Here is a 17,765-nt window from a genome sequence, read left to right on the forward strand (position 1 = left end):
ATCTACACCTATTAAGTCGTCGGCAGCGTCAGATGTGCATAAGAGACAGGGACACGGACATCGACGCCACCCCCGCCCTCGACGTCGAGGAAGCGGTGGAGTCCGAGCCCATCGCCGACATCGAACTCGTCGAGGAGGTCCCTGCCCTCCCCGTCGCGGCCATGCCTCCGCCTCCGCCGGCCCTGTCCCTCTCCGCCACGCCCGTGGCCCGGCTGACGCCCCCGGCCCCCGCGAGCCCGACCCTCCGGCCCGTGGCCGCCGTGGCCCCCGCGCCGGTCGTGCCCTCGCCCGTGACCGCCAACCACCTGCGCCCCACGGACGGCGCGCTCTTCGAAGTGCCGACGGACGGCTTCGTGCCCGCCGCCAGCTCCTTCGTGGAAGGCGAACACCGCGTCATCATCCACACCGTCGAAGGCCAGGTGAAGCGCGGCACCATCCGCGACGCGGACCTCCTGGAGGACACCATCTCCCTGGAGCAGCAGAGCGGCTTCGCCCCGGAGCGCATCCCCGGCAAGCGCGTGAAGGCCATCTTCTTCATGCTCGCCGCGGGCGCGCGTCAGCCGCAGGCGGAGGGCTCGAAGATCCGCGTCACCTTCAACGACGGCCGCCAGGTGGCCGGCTTCTCCCAGGACTTCAAGGGCCCCACCCCGGGCTTCTTCGTCATCCCCGCCGACACCCGCACCAACACCGCGCGCATCTTCATCTACCGCGCCAGCGTGCAGGCCGTCGCCGAGGGCTGAGCCGTCCCGGGCCCCGGGTTGAACCGGGGCACAAAAAAGAGGGGCCCCGGTCACCCGAGGCCCCTCTCTTCATTTCAAGGCTGGGACGAAGACTACTTCTTGTCCGTGGCCGCCGGAGCGGAGGCCTCGGCCTTCTTCGTGGTCTCCAGGTCCAGGGTGATGGTCACCTCGTCACCCACCGCCACGCCGCCGGCCTCCAGCGCCTTGTTCCAGGTCAGGCCGAAGTCGCTGCGCTTGATCTTCGTGGTCGCCACGGCGCCGCGGCGCACGTTGCCCCAGGCGTCCTTCGTCTCCGCCGTCGGGCCTTCCACGGCCAGCACGACCGGCTTGGTCACGCCGTGCATGGTCAGGTCGCCCGTGACGTTCAGCTTGTCCTTGCCGGCCTTCGCGACCTTCGTGGACTTGAAGGTGATGGTCGGGAACTTCTCCACGTCGAAGAAGTCCGCGCTGCGCAGGTGCTCGTCGCGCTTGGGCTCGTTGGTGTTGATGGTCTTCGCGTCGAGGGTCGCCTCGATGGTGGACTTGGTGATGTCCTTGTCATCCAGGTTGACGTTGCCCTTCACGTTGCTGAACGTGCCACGCACGTTGGACACCATCATGTGCTTCACGGCGAACTGCGCGCTGGAGTGCGACGAGTCAATCTCCCACGCGGACGCGAAGGCAAACGACGGGGCGGCGACGGCGAGCAGCGTGATGGCGGACTTGAGCGACATCTTCATGGTGTGGACTCCTTGAGTTTGCGGACTGCGAGGTTCAGGTGCGCAGCGCGAAGCTGCGCATGGACAAGGTCCCGTGATGGAAGCCCTCGAACACGGGGGTGATGCGGTCCTCGGGGAGGGCAGCTCCGAGGACGAAATAAATCGGCAACCAATGCTCGGGAGATGGATGCGCGACCCGCGCATTCGGTGCATCCATCCATGACTGAAGCCCGAGGAAGTCACGTGCGGCAAGTTTTCCGGCGACCCATGCGTCGAACTCGGCGGCCCATGGCTCCACGGACGCCAGCTTGGATCTGAAATTCACCCGGCGAAGGTTGTGCACCACGCCGCCGCTGCCCATGAGCAGCACGCCCTCCGCGCGCAGCGGAGCCAGCGCCTCCCCCATGCGCGCCACCTGCGCGGGCGTCGCGTCCGCCGGCAGCGCCACCTGCAACACCGGCACGCGCGCCTCCGGGAACGCATGGCGCAGGGGCACCCAGACGCCGTGGTCCAGGCCGCGCTCGCCGTCCGCCACCGCGGGCACGCCCGCCGACGACAGCCGCGCCACCACGTCCTGCGCAAGCGAAGGAGCCCCGGGCGGCGCGTACCGCAGCCGGTACATCTCCTCCGGGAAGCCAAAGAAGTCGTAGACGAGCGGCGGAGCGGCCATCGCGGTGACGTGCACGCGCGCGTCCGTCTCCCAGTGCGCCGACACCACCACCAGCGCCTTCAGCGCACCCGCGCCCTCACCGAAGCGCCTCAGCGCCTGGGGGTACTCATCCGAGTCCAGCGCCGTCATGGGCGAGCCGTGCGACACGAACAGGGCCGGCGCCACCTGCCGGGCAGCCGAGGCCCCGGTGCCCATCACCCCCGCAACCCCGGCGGCCGCCACGCCCTGCAGCACCACGCGTCTGTCCACCCCGGAAGCCATCGTGGCGCCTTCTACTGCAACCCTGGGACCAGCGCACCCGACACGATAACCCCCTGAAATCGCGAACCTTCCCATCCCGGGCCTGCGAAACGCCTCTCATATTGATAGAGAAGCGACTCAGTCTGAAAGGCACCGGAGAGGCACCGTGGCGGGTCTGGAAGGGTTGGACTTGAGGGAGCTGCTGGCGTTCGAGCCGAAGGGCGGGGTCATCCGCTTCGCCGGCCAGCGGGCGCTGTTGATGGACCCGGTGACGCTGGGGCTGTTGCGCAAGGAGCTCATCGGGATGCTGGGGATGACGGCCGCGCGCGGCATCTTCACGCGGCTGGGCTACGCGCACGGCTGGCGCACGGCGGAGGCGATGAGGACCGCGGTGGCCTGGCCGGATGAAGCGGAGTGGCGCCGCGCGGGCGGACGGCTGCACACGCTGATGGGCCAGGTGCGCGTGGAGCGCATCGAGCGCAAGGACACGGACGGCCCGGAGCCCTTCGCGGAGGCGCAGTGGAGCGACTCCTATGAGGCCGAGCAGCACCTGCTGCACCTGGGCCAGGCCGAGGAGCCCGTGTGCTGGAGCCTCACCGGCTTCGCGTCCGGGTACCTGAGCTACTGCAACAACAAACCCATCTACTGCGCGGAGCTCAAGTGCGTGGGCAAGGGCGACGCCTTCTGCCACATCGTGGGCCGGCCGGAGGCGGAGTGGAGCACCGAGTGCACGGAGTTCCTGCGCTTCTATGAAACGCAGTGCATGGAGGGCGTGCTCGGGCAGGTGACGGAGGCGCTGCGGCAGACGGAGCGCAAGCTGCGCGCGAAGCGCCAGTCGCTGGCGCGCGCCGGCGTGACGGAGGACCCATCCGGCATGGTGGCCCGCGCGGAGTCCATGCAGCGCGTGCTCAACCTGGCGCGCAGGTCCGCCAAGGTGGACACCACCATCCTCGTCACCGGCGAGAGCGGCGTGGGCAAGGAGCGAATCGCCCGGCTCATCCACGACGAGTCCGGCCGCTCGCACAAGGCCTTCATCGCCGTGAACTGCGCCGCGGTGACGGAGAGCCTGCTGGAGAGCGAGCTGTTCGGCCACGCGAAGGGCTCCTTCACCGGCGCCACGAACGACAGGCCCGGCCTCTTCGAAGCCGCGCACGGCGGCACCCTCTTCCTGGACGAAGTGGGAGAGGTGCCCCCGGCCATGCAGGCGAAGCTCTTGCGCGCGCTCCAGGAGCGCGAGGTGCGCCGCGTGGGGGAGAACACCAGCCGCAAGGTGGACGTGCGCGTGGTGGCCGCCACCAACCGCGAGCTGTCCGAGGAGGTCCGCCTGGGCCGCTTCCGCCAGGACCTCTTCTACCGGCTGCGCGTCATCGAGCTGCGCATCCCGCCCCTGCGCGAGCGCAAGGAGGACATCCTCCCCCTGGCGCGGCTGCTGCTGGCGGAAGCCGGCGAGCGGCTGGGGCGGCGCGTGAATGGCCTGTCCCCGGACGCGGCGGATCAACTGCTGCGCTACCCGTGGCCGGGCAACGTGCGCGAGCTGGGCAACGCGATTGAGCGCGCGGTGGTGCTCTGCGAGGGGCCGCGCGTGGAGCGCGACGACCTGCCGGAGGAGGTGCGCGCCGCGCCGCCCAGCCTGGTGCCCACCCGCAACCCGCGCCGGCTGGAGGACATGGAGAAGGAGTACATCCTCGCGGTGCTCGCGCAGAACGGCGGCAACCGCTCACGCACCGCGGAGCAGTTGGACATCGGGGTGGCCACGCTCTACCGGAAGCTCAAGCAGTATGGCCACCCGGAGGCCGCGCACTGAGGGCCGTGCAGGCCCTTCAGTTGAGGTACTGGTCGCGGTCCGGCGGACGGTTGCGGTCCACCACGCGCAGGTGCTTGGAGCGGTCCCTCAGCTGCCGCTGCAGGCGCCAGTGCTGCAGCTGGAGCATCAGCCGCTTGGGGCTCGCGCCGCGCACGTAGGCGAAGACGAGCGCCAGGCTGATGAGCTCCGGGGCCAGCACCTGCCAGGCCGGCGCGGTGAGCAGCCGCAGCACGGTGAAGCCCGCGCCAATGGCCGCGAACCAGTTGCCCGTGAGCGGGATGCCCCAGAAGTTCGTCTGCCCCCGGCCAATCACCAGGCCGTACGCCACCCACAGCACCGTCGTCAGCACCGAGCCGCCGGCGTAGGCGCTGGCCATGGGAATCACCAGCGACAGCAGCACCGTGATGAGGCCCGCGAGCACCGTGATGCCCAAGGACGCCATCAGGAAGCGCCGGGAGCCCCAGGTGGACTCCAGGAAGCCGCCGATGGACCAGATGATGATGCCGCCAAAGACGATGCCCAGCGGGTCCGGGGCCACGAACGCGTAGGTGAACAGCTGCCATACGCGCAGCGACAGCACGTCGTGCGGGTTGAGCAGGAGCAGCACGCCCTGCCCTCGCTGTGTCGCCAGGAAGAGGGCGGAGAACGCCACCAGCGCCACCGCCAGCTTGGCGGCCATTGAATCCAGGCCGGGGAAGCCGCCGCCGAAGCCGCCTCCACCCCGATTGAAGCCCCGCATGGGTCGCATAGAGGCCCAAAGGTGGTGGAACACCGCCCGGTCCGCAACCCCAAATCCAGAAACGATGAAGGGCGCCCCACCCAGGTGTCACCCGGGAGAAGCGCCCTCGCATCCCACGCCTTCTTCGTCCCCGCCGGGAGGCCTTAAACCTTGTGGCGGTAGAAGAGCGTGATGGTCAGACAGTGAAACTCCTTGTCCGAGGACTGCGTGACGATCTTGTCCACGATCTCCACGGAGGAGTTCTCCTTCAGCCACTTGGTGATGTTCTCGCCCATGTTCTCGCGATCGCGCGCGAGCGTGGTGGAGAACACCTTGACGCCCGTGAAGCTGATAACGCCCATTCCAACCCTCGTGTCACCAGAGATTACAAATGTTTACCCCGAGTCGGGGGCGCCATCAAGAAACGGGCCCGACAATCCGGCCCTGGCCACCGTCCACCCGCCGACAGTGCGGCGGGCGACCGGGGGCTTTCAGCGGCCGGCGGCGGCGCGCCGGGCCTGACAGGTGACCTCGTCCTTGCAGGCGGGACCGATGCCTTCCGGGTGGGCCGTCAGGGGCGTCTTGTCGCTCTCCTCCACGCCGCACACCACGCAGCGGCGCTTGCGGTTGCGGCGCTCGGCGCGGCGCTGCTCGGCGATGGCCTTGGCCCGCTCGCGGGCCGTCTTCGCGTCCACCTCGTTGCTCATCTCACGTCCCGTCCTAGAGCGCCTCGATCAGCACGGCGATGCCCTGGCCGCCACCGATGCAGGCGGACCCGATACCATAGCGGGCGCCCCGGCGCTTCAGCTCGTACGCCAGCGTCATGGTGATGCGCGCGCCGGAGGCCCCCAGCGGGTGGCCCACGGCGATGGCGCCGCCGTTGACGTTGGTGGCGTCGCGTGGCAGGCCCAGGTCCTTCTCCACCGCCAGGTACTGGGGCGCGAAGGCCTCGTTGACCTCGAAGAGGTCCACGTCGGAGAGCTTCGCGTCCGCGCGCTTGAGCAGGTTGCGGATGGCCGGCGCCGGGCCAATGCCCATGATGCGCGGGTCGCAGCCAGCAATGCCCCAGTTGACGAGCCGCGCCACGGGCTTGAGGCCGTGCTTCTCCACGAAGCTCCGGGTGGCCATGACCATGGAGCCCGCGCCGTCGCAGATGCCGCTGGCCGCGCCCGCGTGCACCACGCCGTCCTTCTTGAACACCTTGGGCAGCTTGCGCAGGCCCTCCACCGTGGTCTCCGGACGGTTGTGCTCGTCCTTGGAAACCACCGTGTCGCCCTTCTTGCCCTTGAGCGTCACCGGCGCGATTTCATCCGCCAGCCGGCCCGCCTCCTGCGCGGCGGCGAAGCGCTTCTGGGTGAGGACGGCGTACTGGTCCACGTCGTCCTGGCTGATGCTGTAGTCCACCGCCAGCTGCTCGGCGGTGAGCGCCATGGCGTTGCCCGTGTAGCTGTCCGTGAGGGCCGTCCAGAGCATGTCCTCCAGGCCGCCCTTGCCCAGGGGGATGCCCCAGCGCGCGCCCCGGATGACGTGGGGCGCCTGGCTCATGGACTCCGTGCCGCCCGCCAGCACCGCCTCCGCGCCGCCCGTGAGCATCATCTCCGCGGCGGTGATGAAGGCCTGGAAGCCGGAGCCGCACAGCCGGTTGACGCCCAGCGCGGGCACCGGCACCGGCACGCCCGTGCGCAGGCCCACATGGCGCGGCAGGTAGATGGCGTCCGCGCTCGTCTGGACGACGTTGCCGTACACCACATGCTCAATCTGCTCCGGGGAGACGCCCGCCTGGGCCAGGGCCGCCTTCGCGGACTCCACGGCCAGGTCGGTGGCGCTCAGGTCCTTGAGGCTGCCGCCGTAGGTACCGAACGGGGTGCGCTTGCCGGACAGGAAGTAGATTTCCTCGTTCTTGGACACGCTCTTCATGGTGCTCGTCTCCCTACTCTTCCGGGGCGCGCGGTGCACGCACGACGTGACGTGGAAAAGCGTCCAGGGGGCCGTCAGCCCGCGCGCCGGCCCAGGAAGGCGCTGGCGACGATGGCAAGCGCGATGGCCGTCCACAACAGCCCCTGGAGGTTCTGGCGGCGGATTTCCTTGCGCCCCAAACCGGCGTACCAGGCCCGGGCGGCCTGGACGCGCCCCTCCCAGGTGAAGCCCTCCGGGCCCGCCGGCTCCAACCCCTCGAGTCGTCGCACATGCGCGCGCAACAGGCGCTCCGGGGCGGCGTCTTCCAGCGACCCGGAGCGGTAGCCGGGCAGGTCCAACGCGGGGCGGCGGTAGCTGGCGGTGACGACGAAGCCCCCGGAGGCCAGGGGGGTGAGCAGGTAGAGCCGGGGCAGCAGGTCCGCCCCTTCGTGGACGGTGGCGAAGACGCGCTCGCCCGCGTGCGCCCAGTCGTAGGAGCGGGTGGCCTTCTGCATGAGCGGCTTCTCCTCGTGGCTGCCCACGGGCGTGAAGCCCAGCGCCTGGAGCTGCCCCGCCAGGGGGGCCAGGGACTCCGGCAGGTCCATCTGGTCCCCCGGGGCCTCCGGCTCCACCCGGACGGTGTGGGGGAAGAGGTAGAGGACCGCGCGCCAGAAGTTGAGGAACAGGAGCACGCCGGCCAGCACCAGCCCGGCGACGGCCACCCCCAGCTGCCCGAGCACGTTCACGGGCGGGGCTTTCCTTCCGGGCGCCGGCTGGCGGTGGCGGGCAGGTCCCTCCAGCGCTCCAGGTCCGCGCGGGTGAGCGGGTCGCGGCCCTCCAGGTAGCGCTCCAGGTGGCCCAGCGAGTCCACGCCCCAGAACATCTCGTCGTCCACCAGCACGGACGGCACGCCGAAGGCGCCGTGCGCCAGCGCGTCGTCGGTGTTCTTGCGCACGCGGTCCTTCACCTCCGGCAGCTGCGCGCGCTCCAGCAGCGCCCTCGCGTCGAAGCCGGCCTCCGTCAGCACCGCGTCCACCTGCTCCGGCGTCTCGATGCCCCGCCCCTGCCCCCACGCGGCCAAGTAGAGCGCGGTGACGAGCCGCGTGCGCTCCGCCACGTCCTCCACCGCCGCCGTCACGCGCAGGGACAAGAGTGGGTTGAACGGGTGCGAGGGCGGCAGGCTGAAGGGCGCGCCCTGCTCGTGCGCGATGCGGAACGTCTGCTTGAAGACGTAGACGCGCTTGGCGGGGATCTCCGCCGGGCCAATGGAGCCTACGGAATTGAGCAGCCCCGCGAGCAGCACCGGCACGGGCTCCAGCGCCCGGCCGTGCTTCTGCGCGATGGCGGGCATGCGGAGCCAGGCGAGGTAGGCGTACGGGGACAGGTAGTCCAGGCAGAAGCGCAGGGGGGAGGGGGCCATGGGCCCATCCTAAGCACGACCCGGCCGTCAGGCGCTCTGCTTCACGTCCCCGTGCTGGCGCGACAGCGGGCCGCGCAGCGACTGGGCCAGCGACTGCAGATGGGTGGCCCGGGCCGAGGCGAAGGCGCGCTCGGCGATCTCCAGCTCGCGCATCGCCTCTTCCGGCGTGCCGTGCCGCTCCGCGTGCTGCAGGTAGACGAGCCCCATCTGGAGCACGTTGCCGGTGGACTCCGCCAAGAGGCGCGCGTGGCGCAGGTGCGCGTCCCCGTCCTCCCGGGACACCAGCGGCGCCAGGGCGCGGCGGGCCAGGATTTCGTCCCAGGGGTTGGCGAAGCGCGGATCCAACGCGCGCTCCAGCGCGCCTTGCGCGGCGGCGAGCGCGGCGGGCAGCCGGCCCTGCTCGCGCTCGAAGCGGGACTGGTACACGCGCACCAGCGTCTCCATGCGCAGGCCGCCCATCCGCGCGGCCTCCAGGGCGCGGGGCAGCGACTCGCGCGCGGCGGCCGCGTCCTCGAAGAGCACGTCGCGGCACGCCTGGTACACCTGCACGTGCGCGCGCAGCCAGCGGTCCTCGGGCAGCACGCGCGCGAGCGCCTCGCCGCGCGACACCACCGCGGCCACGAGCTCGTGCTCGCCGCGCTCCAGGTAGTACGGCGGCGTGAAGAGGGCCAGGTTGCGCTCCATCAGGCGCGGGCTGCCCAGCCGCCGGATGAGCTCCGTCTTCTGCGCGAGCGCGGACGCGAACGCGCCGCCGTCGCCGGTGAAGGCCGCGCGCGCCACCTGCGCGAACAGGTGGTAGGCGCGCACGTCGGTGAAGCCCTGCGCCTGCGCCAGGTGCAGCCCGTCCTTCAGCAGCTCTTCATCCAGCGGCTCGCCGCGCAGGGCCAGGTTCACGTTGAGCAGGTAGCCGCCCATGCCCAGCGCCCACGCCAGCCGCCGGGGCGGACGCCCTACGGCATCGCGGAACTCGCGCAGCCGCTGCACCTGCTTGCGCTGCTCGGCCACCCCGCCCGCCCAGAGGCCGGTGTACGCGCACAGCGTCGAGCGCGCCACGGACAGCCCCGCCCGGTACGGCGAGTCCTCCGGGTGCTCGGCGGCCACGCGCGCGATGAGCGCCTCCAGCGCGTCCGTGCGCCCCAGGATGGCCAGCGCCATGCCCTGGAGGATCTGGAGCTCCGAGCGCTTCCAGAAGACGTCCACCGGCGTCATCCGCGCGTCCGCCGCCACCTCGCGGAAGAGCGGGATGAGCCGCTCCTCGCGCTCCGCGGGCGTGGCCGAGCGCGCGGACTCCAGCCGCGACAGCGCCTCGCGCCGGCCGGCCGCCACGTCCACCGTGGCCTCCCAGTGCGCGAACAGCCGCTCCGCGTACGCCACCGACGTCGGCGGGTCGCTGGAGTAGCCCACCTCCACCAGCGACACCCACGTGCGCAAGAGCTGCTCCGAGCGCCCCGGGTAGTCCGGCGCGGCCTCCAGGAGCCCCGCCGCTTCCTTCAGGAGCAGCGTGGCCTCCAGCAGGGCCTCCGCTTCAATCGCTGCCTGGCCCGCCTCCAGCAGCGGCTGGATGGCCTCCGCGGGCGCGTCCGAGCGCGCGAAGTGCCAGCCCACCGCGCGCACCACGCCCGAGCGCCCCGAGGGCAGCGCCTGGAGCGCCCGCGCCACCTGGCCGTGGTACGCCCGGCGCTCCGCCTCCGGCGTGCTGTCGTAGACGGCCTGGTGCACGGTGTCGTGCGTGAAGACGTAGCGGCCCTCCACATCCTGGAGGAACTGCCGCTCCACGATGCCGTCCAGCACCGCGAACAGCTCCGCCTCCGGCAGGCCGGACAGCGCGCGCAACAGCGGCAGGTCCAGCAGCCGGCCCACGGGCGCGAGCTTGCGCAACAGCGCCACCTGCTCCGGCGGCGCGTTGGACAGCCGCATGAGCACCGCTTCCTGGATGCTCTCCGGAAGCCTGCGCGTGCCCAGCCCGTCCTCCGCCTCCCAGCGCCCGCCCACGCGCTTGAGCGCGCCCGCCTCCACCAGCATGCGCAGGCATTCCGTGGCGAAGAAGGCGTTGCCGCCCGTCGTCTCGTGCAGCCGCTGCACGAAGCCCTCCGGCACGTCCAGCCCCGGCAGCACCAGCTCCACCAGCGTGGCCACGTGCTCGGCGGACAGCGGCTCCAGGTCCATGCGGGACGTGAGCTTCTCGTCCACCGTCTGGAACGCGAGGCTCAGGCGCGACAGCTCCTGCGAACGGAACGTGCCCACCACCATGCCGCGCGTGCCGTGCAGCGCGCGGATGACGACGTTGAGCGCCTCCAGCGACGCGCTGTCCGCCCACTGCAGGTCCTCGAAGCACAGCACGAAGGACTGCCGCCCGCCCAACGTGTGCGTCCACTCCGTCAGCGCCTCGAAGAAGGCGGCCTTCTCCTCGGAGCCGTCGCGCGGCAGCTCCTCGTCCTGGTCGCCCTCCAGCACCTCCGGCGACAACAGGCGCGCGAGCGGGGTCTTCACCCGCTCCATCAGGTCCGAGGGCGTCTGCGGCACCAGGCAGCGCAGGGCCTGCGCCACCGGCGCCAGCGGGGACAGCCCTTCCGCGCGGCACTGCCCCCGGCCGAAGGGCAGCTCCGCCAGCTTCGCCTGGAGCTCGAACTCCTGGAGCAGCCGCGTCTTGCCCACGCCCGCGGGGCCGCCCACCAGCATCGCGCGCGACTGGCCCCAGTCCGCCTCCGCCAGGCCGTTCATCAGCCCTTCCAGCTCCGCCTCGCGCCCCACCACCTCCGGCACGTGCAGGTAGCTGGCGCGCGCGGACAGCGACTCCTCCGGCACGGGCTCGCCGCTGGCCTGGCAGAGCGCCTCCAGCAGTTCGCCCGCGTCCTGGAAGCGCTCGCGCGGATCCTTCGCCATGAGCAGGAGGATGATCTCCTCCAGCTGCGGATCCACCGGGCAGATGCTGGACGGGCGCGGCGCCGGGCGCGTCAGGTGGTCCGCCAGCAGCACCGCGGGGTTGCTGCGCTTGAAGGGCAGCTTGCGCGTGGCCAGGTACCAGGCCATCACGCCCAGCGAGTACAGGTCCGCGCGCCCGTCGATGCTCGCGCCCCGCTGCCACTCCGGCGCCAGGTACTCCAGCGTGCCCTTGAGCTTGCCGGGGCTGGGCGTGCCCAGCTGGTGCATCACGCCGAAGTCCATGAGCTTCACCGCGCCGGACTCGGTGATGCGCACGTTGCTGGCCTTGATGTCGCAGTGCACGTACAGGCGCGAGTGGATGAACGCCAGCACCTGCGCCATCTGAATCAGCACGCGATACAGCGTGCGCGTGTCCAGCGGCGCGTCGCGCACCAGCGTGCTCAGGTCCTTGCCGCCCACCACCTCCATGGTGATGAAGCGGTTGCCGGCCTCCGTCATGCCCCAGTCGAAGACCTTGAGCGTGGACGGGTGCTGGAGCTTCTTCATGGCGAAGAACTCGTGCCGGAACAGCAGCACCAGCTCCTCCACCTTCGCCGCGGACAGCTCCGAGGGGACGTGCATCTCCTTGAGCGCCACGCGACGGCGCTCCTGAAGGTCGTCCGCCAGCCAGATGCGGCCCATGCCGCCTTCGCCCAGCAGCGAGTCCACGCGGTAGCGCCCGGTGACGACGACGCCTGGAATCAGCGAGCGCCGCTCTCCGATGCCCGAGCCCGGCAACGTGATGGGCGTACGCATCCGCTCCCCCCAGGTGCTCGGGGGCCGGGTGCGCTCATCCAATACCGTTGTCTTCTCGTCGTCGCTCACGAGCCAAAGGGGCCGGCCATTCGCGGGCCAGGATCTGGATTCCAGAATCCAGACGTAGCGAGGAATAGCACGTTTCAGTGACACCGCCTCCGGGACATCCGAGCAGGTACACGCTCTGCCCCTGTTCCCTGTTTGACCGCCTCGCTGGAAGACGACGCGGTGGGGCGCCCGGACGCCTGCTGGGGGACCCCTTTCCCATCCACGCCCACGACACCTCCGCACGCATGCACACCGTTGCGGCGAGCCCCTGGGCCCGTCGCCCGGGGGAGGAGGGGGAAGCGGCATGCGTGCATGGAAGTGGGGCGGCGCCACGGTGGCACTCGCGGCCGTGACGGCCTGGATGGCCTGCGGCCAGTCCGGCCCGGGCGAAGCGGACGGGCTCGCGAAGGCGGAGGCCGCGACGGTGACGCTGGGCGACGGACACTGCGCGGGCGTGGTGGTGGGTCAGGGCCGCCATGTCCTCACCGCGGCTCACTGCGTCGCGCCGGGCGCGGGCAGGGAGCGCACGAACTTCGAGGACGGCCGCCAGCTGCAGGGCCGCTACGTGTTCGTGGATCGCGGCCGCGACGTGGCGGTGCTGGAGCTGGAGGCGAAGGCACCGGTGGCGCCGCTGGAGGTGGCCGAGGGGCTGCCCATCCCCGGCGCGATGCTCGTCTTCACCGGACGCCACGACCGGCCCGGCGAACCGCAGCGCGTGATGGTGGAGCGCTGGGGCCGCTGCCCTTCCCTGCCGGACGTGCCCAACGCGCTCTTCACCACGATGCACGGCGAGCCGGGCGACTCCGGCGCGCCGCTGGTGGACGAAGCGCTGCGCGTGGTGGGCCTGGTGCATGGCGGCGCGCGGTGCAGCATCGCCGCGCCCACGCAAGACGTCGCGCCAGAGGTCCAACGCCTGTCACGGGGTGATGCGCAACCCCTGGCCCGGCGCGCGCCCTCCGCGCCGCGCTGACGCAGGCGGACGGCGCACCCCGGCCTGCCCGCACCTGGACGGCCGGGCAGGCGGCCCCCGCGCGCGGCGTCGTTGCCCGCTCGCAGTGGTGCATCCCACCTTCCCGTCGGGGGTGACACCATGGCTTCGGACAAGGACTCCAAGAACTTCCAGCCGCGCAACCGGGGACAGATGGAGGACGCGCTGGACCGCGGCGCCGCCGAGCTGGCCCGCGAGCGCTCCCGGGCCGCGGCCCGCGAGGACGAAAACCCGGGCCCCGTGGAGGAGACGCGCTGGGAGGCGGAGGTGGAGCGCGGCGCGGAGTGGCAGGACGAAGAGGTGCCCGAGCGCGAGGCGCGCGGCGACGAGGAGCCGGACTCCGAGGTTTCCCGGCGTGGGCTCGTGAATCCACCGCCCGAGGATTAGAGGCGTTGGCGGCAAACCCGTGAGGTGGTGGCTTTCGTGAATTCTCACGGGTGAAGGGGGACCACTTGCCCGGTGCGCACGGCGGGGGGATGCTGTGTCCGCTGCTTCCCCCCAAGCCGTCCGCTGTTGCCGCCCCGGGAGTCGATGCACCGTGAAGCCCAAGGTCCTCATCGTGGAGAACTCCTGGACCATGCGCGAGACGCTCCGGCTGCTCCTATCCGGTGAGTTCGACTGCACGGTGGCGGCGGATGGGGAGACGGGGCTCGCGAACGCGCTGGCGCAGCCGCCGGACGTGCTCCTGTCGGACGTGAACATGGAGGGCATCGACGGCTACGAGCTGTGCCGCCGCGTGCGCGCGGAGCCCTCGCTGGCCCACCTGCCGGTGGTGTTCGTCAGCGGCTACGCGCCGCGCTCGGACCTGGAGCCGGGGCAGCCCCAGCCGGACGCGTACCTGGTCAAGCCGGTGAAGCCGCCCTACCTCATCGCGCAGCTGCATGCCGTGCTGCAGCGCGCGAGGGGCGCCACCGCCTAGGTTCCGGGCGAGTGCCGGGCCGGGCGATTATTGCCGGGCCGGGTGTCCGCGCGAGGACGCCGCACGCTTCTGTCACTGACCTGGGACACGGGGAGGGCTATACCTTGCCCGAACTTCCGTTCCTCTCGTCCCGAGGTCCTCGCGTGCTCAACGCCTACCCCCGCGTCCCGGCTCCCAAGAACGAGCCCGTCCTCTCCTACGCCCCTGGCACCCCGGAGCGCGCGGAGCTGCAGTCCACCCTCAAGCGCATGAGCGGGGAGCGCATCGACATCCCCGTCGTCATCGGCGGCAAGCACATCAAGTCCGGCAAGACGGACGCCGTGCGCATGCCGCACCGGCACCAGCACGTGCTGGCCACCCTGCACGAGGCCGACGCGGGCCACGTGGAGCAGGCCATCCAGAACGCCATGTCCGTGAAGGAGGACTGGGCGCGGATGCCCTTCCACGCACGCGCGGCCATCTTCCTGCGCGCCGCGGAGCTGCTGACCACGCGCTACCGCCCGCTGCTCAACGGCTCCTCCATGCTGGGCCAGTCGAAGACGGCGCACCAGGCGGAGATCGACGCGTCGTGCGAGCTCATCGACTTCCTTCGCTACAACGTCCACTTCGCGCAGCAGATCCTCTCCATCCAGCCGGAGAACTCGCCGCAGATGTGGAACATGACGGACTACCGTCCGCTGGACGGGTTCGTCTTCGCCATCGCGCCGTTCAACTTCACCTCCATCGCGCTGAACCTCTGTCTGTCTCCCGCGCTGATGGGCAACGTGGTGCTGTGGAAGCCGTCCTCCACGCAGGCCCTGAGCGCGTGGTACAGCCTGGAGCTGATGCGCGAGGCGGGCCTGCCCGACGGCGTCATCAACATGCTGCCCGGTGACGGCCCCACGGTGGGCAACCCGGTGCTGGCCAGCCCCCACCTGGGCGGCATCCACTTCACCGGCTCCACGCCCACGTTCAACAACCTGTGGAAGACGGTGGGAGAGAACATCGGCCGCTACAAGCAGTACCCGCGGCTGGTGGGTGAGACGGGCGGCAAGGACTTCATCTTCGCGCACCCGTCCGCGGCGGACGACCTGGAGGCGCTCGCGGTCGCCATCGTGCGCGGTGGCTACGAGTACCAGGGCCAGAAGTGCAGCGCGGCCAGCCGCGTCTACGTGCCGGAGTCCCTGTGGCCCAAGCTGAAGCCGCGCCTCCAGGCGCTCATCGGCGAAATCAAGATGGGCGACGTGGCGGACTTCCGCAACTTCATGGGCGCGGTCATCGACGAGCGCTCGTTCAAGAAGGTGTCCAGCTACATCGAGCTGGCGAAGTCCGGCAACGACGCGACCATCGTCGCGGGCGGCGGCACGGACAAGAGCGAGGGCTTCTTCGTGCAGCCCACGCTGGTGCAGTGCAACAGCCCGCGCCACCGCATCATGACGGAGGAGATCTTCGCTCCGCTCGTGGGCGTGTACGTCTACCCGGACGCGAAGCTGGAGGAGACGCTGAAGGAGTGCGACCAGTCCGCGGCGTACGCGCTGACGGGCGCCATCTTCGCGCGCGACCGCAAGGCCATCGAGCAGATGATGAGCGCGCTGCGCAACGCGGCGGGCAACTTCTACATCAACGACAAGCCCACGGGCGCGGTGGTGGGCCAGCAGCCCTTCGGCGGCAGCCGGGCCTCGGGCACCAACGACAAGTCCGGGTCGATGATCAACCTGTTCCGTTGGAGCAGCCCGCGCACCATCAAGGAGAACTTCGCGCCGCCGGTGAAGGTCCCCTACCCGTTCATGGACAGCGACCCGAAGGAAGGGGCCATCTAGTTCCATGAGCGGACCGTTCCCGGGCATCGCGGGGTTGGAGACGTATGCGCTGGAGGACGGCGACTGCCGCGTGGAGATCATCCCCACGCGCGGCGCGCTCGTCACGCGCATGGTGGTGGACGGCGACGACGTGCTCTATCTGGATGAGAGCACCGTCGCCGACCTCACGAAGAACGTGCGCGGGGGCATCCCCGTGCTCTTTCCCATCGCCGGCCCCCTGCCCGGGGACACGTATCCGGCGGACCGCGAGGCGTACACGCTGCCGCAGCACGGCTTCGCCCGGAAGCTGCCGTGGACGGTGCGCCAGGCGGACGAGTCCATGCTGGTGCTGAGGCTCTCGTCGTCGGCGGAGACGCTGCGCCAGTTCCCGTGGGCCTTCGACGCGCAGCTGGTGTTCTCGCTCTCGGGCCGGCGGCTGACAGTGGACTTCGACGTGGCGAACCTGGGCAAGCGGCCCATGCCGCTGCACCTGGGCTATCACCCCTACTTCCGCGTGCCGCAAGCCAACAAGGCGCAGGCGCGCGTGGAGACGGACGCCACGCACGCGTGGGACAACCTCGCGAAGCACGAGGTGCCCTTCAACGGCCTCGACCTCACGGCGCAGGAGGTGGACCTGCACCTGAGGGATCACTCGGCGCCGGGCACGGTGCTGGAGCGTGGGCCGGGCCTGCGTCCCGTGAAGCTGTCGTGGACCGAGGAGTTCCGCATGCTCGTCGTGTGGACGCTGCAGGGGAAGGACTTCGTCTGCGTGGAGCCGTGGACGGCCGCCGCCGGGGCGCTGGCCACCGGCGAGGGCCTGTTGCACGTGGCTCCGGAAGAGCGCGTGTCGCTCGCGTTCGACATCGAGGCGTAAGCCTCGGGGCTTCCATCGAGGCGTGAGCCTCAGGCGTGCGGGATGAGGGGCATCGTCAGCGGGCCGCGCACGGTGAGGGAGGTGTTCCACTTCACCGGGCCCGTGGGCGTGAAGCGCGTGAAGCGGGACAGCAGCACCTCCAGCCCCACGCGCGCCTCCAGCCGGGCCAGCGGCGCGCCCAGGCAGAAGTGGATGCCGTGGCCGAAGGGCATGTTGTTCACGCCCTCGCGGTCCATGTCGAAGGTGTCCGGGTCCTTGAAGCGCTCGCCGTCGCGGCACGCGGAGCCCACCATCAGCGCCACGCGCGCGCCCTCCGGGATCGTCACGCCCGCGACCTGCGTCTCCTTCGTGGTGACGCGCACCAGGCCGTGCACGGAGGGCTCGTAGCGCAGCACCTCCTCCACGAAGCGCCCCACCTGCGCAGGGTTCTCGCGCAGCCGGGCCACCAGGTGTGGCTGCTCCATCAGCATGCGCACGCTGTGGCTGACGAGCTGCACGGTGGTCTCCAGGCCCGCCACCACCAGGAGGAACAGGAAGCTCATCAGCTCCGCGTCGGTGAGTTCCTCGCCGTCCACGCGCGTCTTCACCAGGTCCGACACCATGTCGTCCTGCGGCTGGCGGCGGCGCTCGGCGACGACCTGGGAGAGGTAGTCCTCCATCTCGCGCACCGTGGCCTTGATGGATTCGTGCCGGTGGGTGTCCTTCTCCGTCGTGCCGGACACGCTGGACAGGTCCACCGACCAGCGCTTGTAGCGGGCCGTCATGGAGGGGTCCAAGGCGAAGAGTTCGCCAATCACGCTGGCGGGCAGCGGCATGGCGAAGGCGTCCACGAAGTCCACCTCGCGCTCCGGTGACAGCCGCTCCGCCAGCGTCTGCGCGAAGCTCCGGATGCGCGGCTCCAGCCGGTTCACCGCGGCGGGCGTCCATGCGCGGCTCACCAGCGTGCGCAGCCGCATGTGGCGCGGCGGGTCCATGACGATCATCGACTCGGAGAACGGGTTGTGGCCCAGCCACGGCGGCGCGGTGGTGGTGCGCACCCCGGCCGAGGAGAACACCTGCGGGTTCTTGAAGGCCGCGGACACGTCTTCAAAGCGCGTGATGGCCCAGAGGCCGCCGGGCTCCACCTGGCACACGGGAGCGCTGCGCCGCAGCTCCGCGTAGACAGGGTAGGGATTGGCCCGGACTTCCGGCGCCATCAGGTTCACGCGTCCATTCATGGAGGAATTTCCTTTCCCGGCTGTAAATCTATACCCGGTATACTGGCTGCTGAACAGAGGCGCCGCCTCCCCTCCCC

Annotated in this window: 17 protein-coding genes; 7 read left to right on the plus strand and 10 right to left on the minus strand. The window is 70.8% G+C overall.

The window, feature by feature from the left end; genetic code table 11:
- The first annotated feature begins 32 nt into the window (after window positions 1-32).
- Complete coding sequence (locus D7X96_RS42050) at window positions 33-740, plus strand: DUF6982 domain-containing protein (protein WP_244219781.1); 708 nt, start codon at window positions 33-35, stop codon at window positions 738-740.
- Window positions 741-832: 92 nt separating this feature from the next.
- On the opposite strand, the gene D7X96_RS30190 is transcribed toward D7X96_RS42050, so the two are convergent.
- Window positions 833-1,459 (minus strand): YceI family protein, encoded by a 627-nt coding sequence (locus tag D7X96_RS30190; RefSeq protein WP_120549280.1) that lies wholly within the window; start codon window positions 1,457-1,459, stop codon window positions 833-835.
- Between the two features lie 34 nt (window positions 1,460-1,493).
- Window positions 1,494-2,369 (minus strand): dioxygenase family protein, encoded by an 876-nt coding sequence (locus tag D7X96_RS30195; RefSeq protein WP_120549281.1) that lies wholly within the window; start codon window positions 2,367-2,369, stop codon window positions 1,494-1,496.
- Window positions 2,370-2,514: 145 nt separating this feature from the next.
- Here D7X96_RS30195 and D7X96_RS30200 point away from each other — a divergent pair, with 145 nt between their 5' ends.
- Entirely contained in the window at window positions 2,515-4,152 is a 1,638-nt protein-coding gene (locus D7X96_RS30200; RefSeq protein WP_121771338.1) for a sigma-54-dependent Fis family transcriptional regulator, read from the plus strand.
- 16 nt (window positions 4,153-4,168) lie between these two features.
- On the opposite strand, the gene D7X96_RS30205 is transcribed toward D7X96_RS30200, so the two are convergent.
- The 7 genes from D7X96_RS30205 to D7X96_RS30235 form a co-directional block, all read right to left on the minus strand.
- Window positions 4,169-4,900, minus strand: coding sequence for a rhomboid family intramembrane serine protease (locus D7X96_RS30205; RefSeq protein WP_121771339.1), 732 nt, complete (start codon window positions 4,898-4,900; stop codon window positions 4,169-4,171).
- Window positions 4,901-5,034: 134 nt separating this feature from the next.
- Window positions 5,035-5,232, minus strand: coding sequence for a hypothetical protein (locus D7X96_RS30210; RefSeq protein ID WP_120549284.1), 198 nt, complete (start codon window positions 5,230-5,232; stop codon window positions 5,035-5,037).
- A gap of 129 nt (window positions 5,233-5,361) precedes the next feature.
- Window positions 5,362-5,577: a hypothetical protein gene (locus tag D7X96_RS30215; protein ID WP_014399195.1), complete on the minus strand. Its 216-nt coding sequence runs from the start codon at window positions 5,575-5,577 to the stop codon at window positions 5,362-5,364.
- 13 nt (window positions 5,578-5,590) lie between these two features.
- Entirely contained in the window at window positions 5,591-6,787 is a 1,197-nt protein-coding gene (locus D7X96_RS30220; protein ID WP_120549285.1) for an acetyl-CoA C-acetyltransferase, read from the minus strand.
- A gap of 74 nt (window positions 6,788-6,861) precedes the next feature.
- Window positions 6,862-7,512 (minus strand): hypothetical protein, encoded by a 651-nt coding sequence (locus tag D7X96_RS30225; protein ID WP_121725021.1) that lies wholly within the window; start codon window positions 7,510-7,512, stop codon window positions 6,862-6,864.
- Entirely contained in the window at window positions 7,509-8,186 is a 678-nt protein-coding gene (locus D7X96_RS30230; RefSeq protein ID WP_121771340.1) for a 2-hydroxychromene-2-carboxylate isomerase, read from the minus strand. Before D7X96_RS30230 ends, D7X96_RS30225 begins: the two co-directional genes overlap by 4 nt.
- 27 nt (window positions 8,187-8,213) lie before the next feature.
- On the minus strand, window positions 8,214-11,864 hold the full coding sequence (locus D7X96_RS30235) for a serine/threonine-protein kinase (RefSeq protein ID WP_121771341.1): 3,651 nt from the start codon (window positions 11,862-11,864) through the stop codon (window positions 8,214-8,216).
- Window positions 11,865-12,216: 352 nt separating this feature from the next.
- Between D7X96_RS30235 and D7X96_RS30240 the strand changes: the two genes are divergently transcribed.
- From D7X96_RS30240 to D7X96_RS30260, 5 genes are all read left to right on the plus strand, one after another.
- Entirely contained in the window at window positions 12,217-12,882 is a 666-nt protein-coding gene (locus D7X96_RS30240; RefSeq protein ID WP_121771342.1) for a S1 family peptidase, read from the plus strand.
- Window positions 12,883-13,002: 120 nt separating this feature from the next.
- On the plus strand, window positions 13,003-13,287 hold the full coding sequence (locus D7X96_RS30245) for a hypothetical protein (protein WP_233609963.1): 285 nt from the start codon (window positions 13,003-13,005) through the stop codon (window positions 13,285-13,287).
- A gap of 151 nt (window positions 13,288-13,438) precedes the next feature.
- A complete protein-coding gene (locus tag D7X96_RS30250) occupies window positions 13,439-13,819 on the plus strand; it encodes a response regulator (RefSeq protein ID WP_121723965.1) in 381 nt (126 codons plus the stop codon).
- Window positions 13,820-13,962: 143 nt separating this feature from the next.
- A complete protein-coding gene (gene pruA, locus D7X96_RS30255; RefSeq protein ID WP_120549292.1) occupies window positions 13,963-15,618 on the plus strand; it encodes an L-glutamate gamma-semialdehyde dehydrogenase in 1,656 nt (551 codons plus the stop codon).
- A gap of 4 nt (window positions 15,619-15,622) precedes the next feature.
- Complete coding sequence (locus D7X96_RS30260; RefSeq protein ID WP_120549293.1) at window positions 15,623-16,471, plus strand: aldose epimerase family protein; 849 nt, start codon at window positions 15,623-15,625, stop codon at window positions 16,469-16,471.
- 29 nt (window positions 16,472-16,500) lie between these two features.
- Here D7X96_RS30260 and D7X96_RS30265 read toward each other — a convergent pair whose 3' ends face one another.
- Window positions 16,501-17,688 carry a cytochrome P450 gene (locus tag D7X96_RS30265; protein ID WP_120549294.1) on the minus strand — a complete coding sequence of 396 codons (1,188 nt, stop codon included), beginning with the start codon at window positions 17,686-17,688 and terminating at the stop codon, window positions 16,501-16,503.
- Window positions 17,689-17,765 lie beyond the last annotated feature (77 nt).

Source organism: Corallococcus interemptor (assembly GCF_003668875.1).
GTDB classification, from domain to species: domain Bacteria; phylum Myxococcota; class Myxococcia; order Myxococcales; family Myxococcaceae; genus Corallococcus; species Corallococcus interemptor.

Bases quoted from the DNA above. Each gene is read 5' to 3' on its own strand.
- D7X96_RS30195 (WP_120549281.1), bottom strand. From the start codon at position 2,369: ATGGCTTCCGGGGTGGACAGACGCGTGGTGCTGCAGGGCGTGGCGGCC.
- D7X96_RS30235 (WP_121771341.1), bottom strand. From the start codon at position 11,864: ATGCGTACGCCCATCACGTTGCCGGGCTCGGGCATCGGAGAGCGGCGC.
- D7X96_RS30215 (WP_014399195.1), bottom strand. From the start codon at position 5,577: ATGAGCAACGAGGTGGACGCGAAGACGGCCCGCGAGCGGGCCAAGGCC.
- D7X96_RS30220 (WP_120549285.1), bottom strand. From the start codon at position 6,787: ATGAAGAGCGTGTCCAAGAACGAGGAAATCTACTTCCTGTCCGGCAAG.
- D7X96_RS30260 (WP_120549293.1), top strand. From the start codon at position 15,623: ATGAGCGGACCGTTCCCGGGCATCGCGGGGTTGGAGACGTATGCGCTG.
- D7X96_RS30230 (WP_121771340.1), bottom strand. From the start codon at position 8,186: ATGGCCCCCTCCCCCCTGCGCTTCTGCCTGGACTACCTGTCCCCGTAC.
- D7X96_RS30210 (WP_120549284.1), bottom strand. From the start codon at position 5,232: ATGGGCGTTATCAGCTTCACGGGCGTCAAGGTGTTCTCCACCACGCTC.
- D7X96_RS30190 (WP_120549280.1), bottom strand. From the start codon at position 1,459: ATGAAGATGTCGCTCAAGTCCGCCATCACGCTGCTCGCCGTCGCCGCC.
- D7X96_RS30265 (WP_120549294.1), bottom strand. From the start codon at position 17,688: ATGAATGGACGCGTGAACCTGATGGCGCCGGAAGTCCGGGCCAATCCC.
- D7X96_RS30240 (WP_121771342.1), top strand. From the start codon at position 12,217: ATGCGTGCATGGAAGTGGGGCGGCGCCACGGTGGCACTCGCGGCCGTG.
- D7X96_RS42050 (WP_244219781.1), top strand. From the start codon at position 33: ATGTGCATAAGAGACAGGGACACGGACATCGACGCCACCCCCGCCCTC.
- D7X96_RS30245 (WP_233609963.1), top strand. From the start codon at position 13,003: ATGGCTTCGGACAAGGACTCCAAGAACTTCCAGCCGCGCAACCGGGGA.
- D7X96_RS30205 (WP_121771339.1), bottom strand. From the start codon at position 4,900: ATGCGACCCATGCGGGGCTTCAATCGGGGTGGAGGCGGCTTCGGCGGC.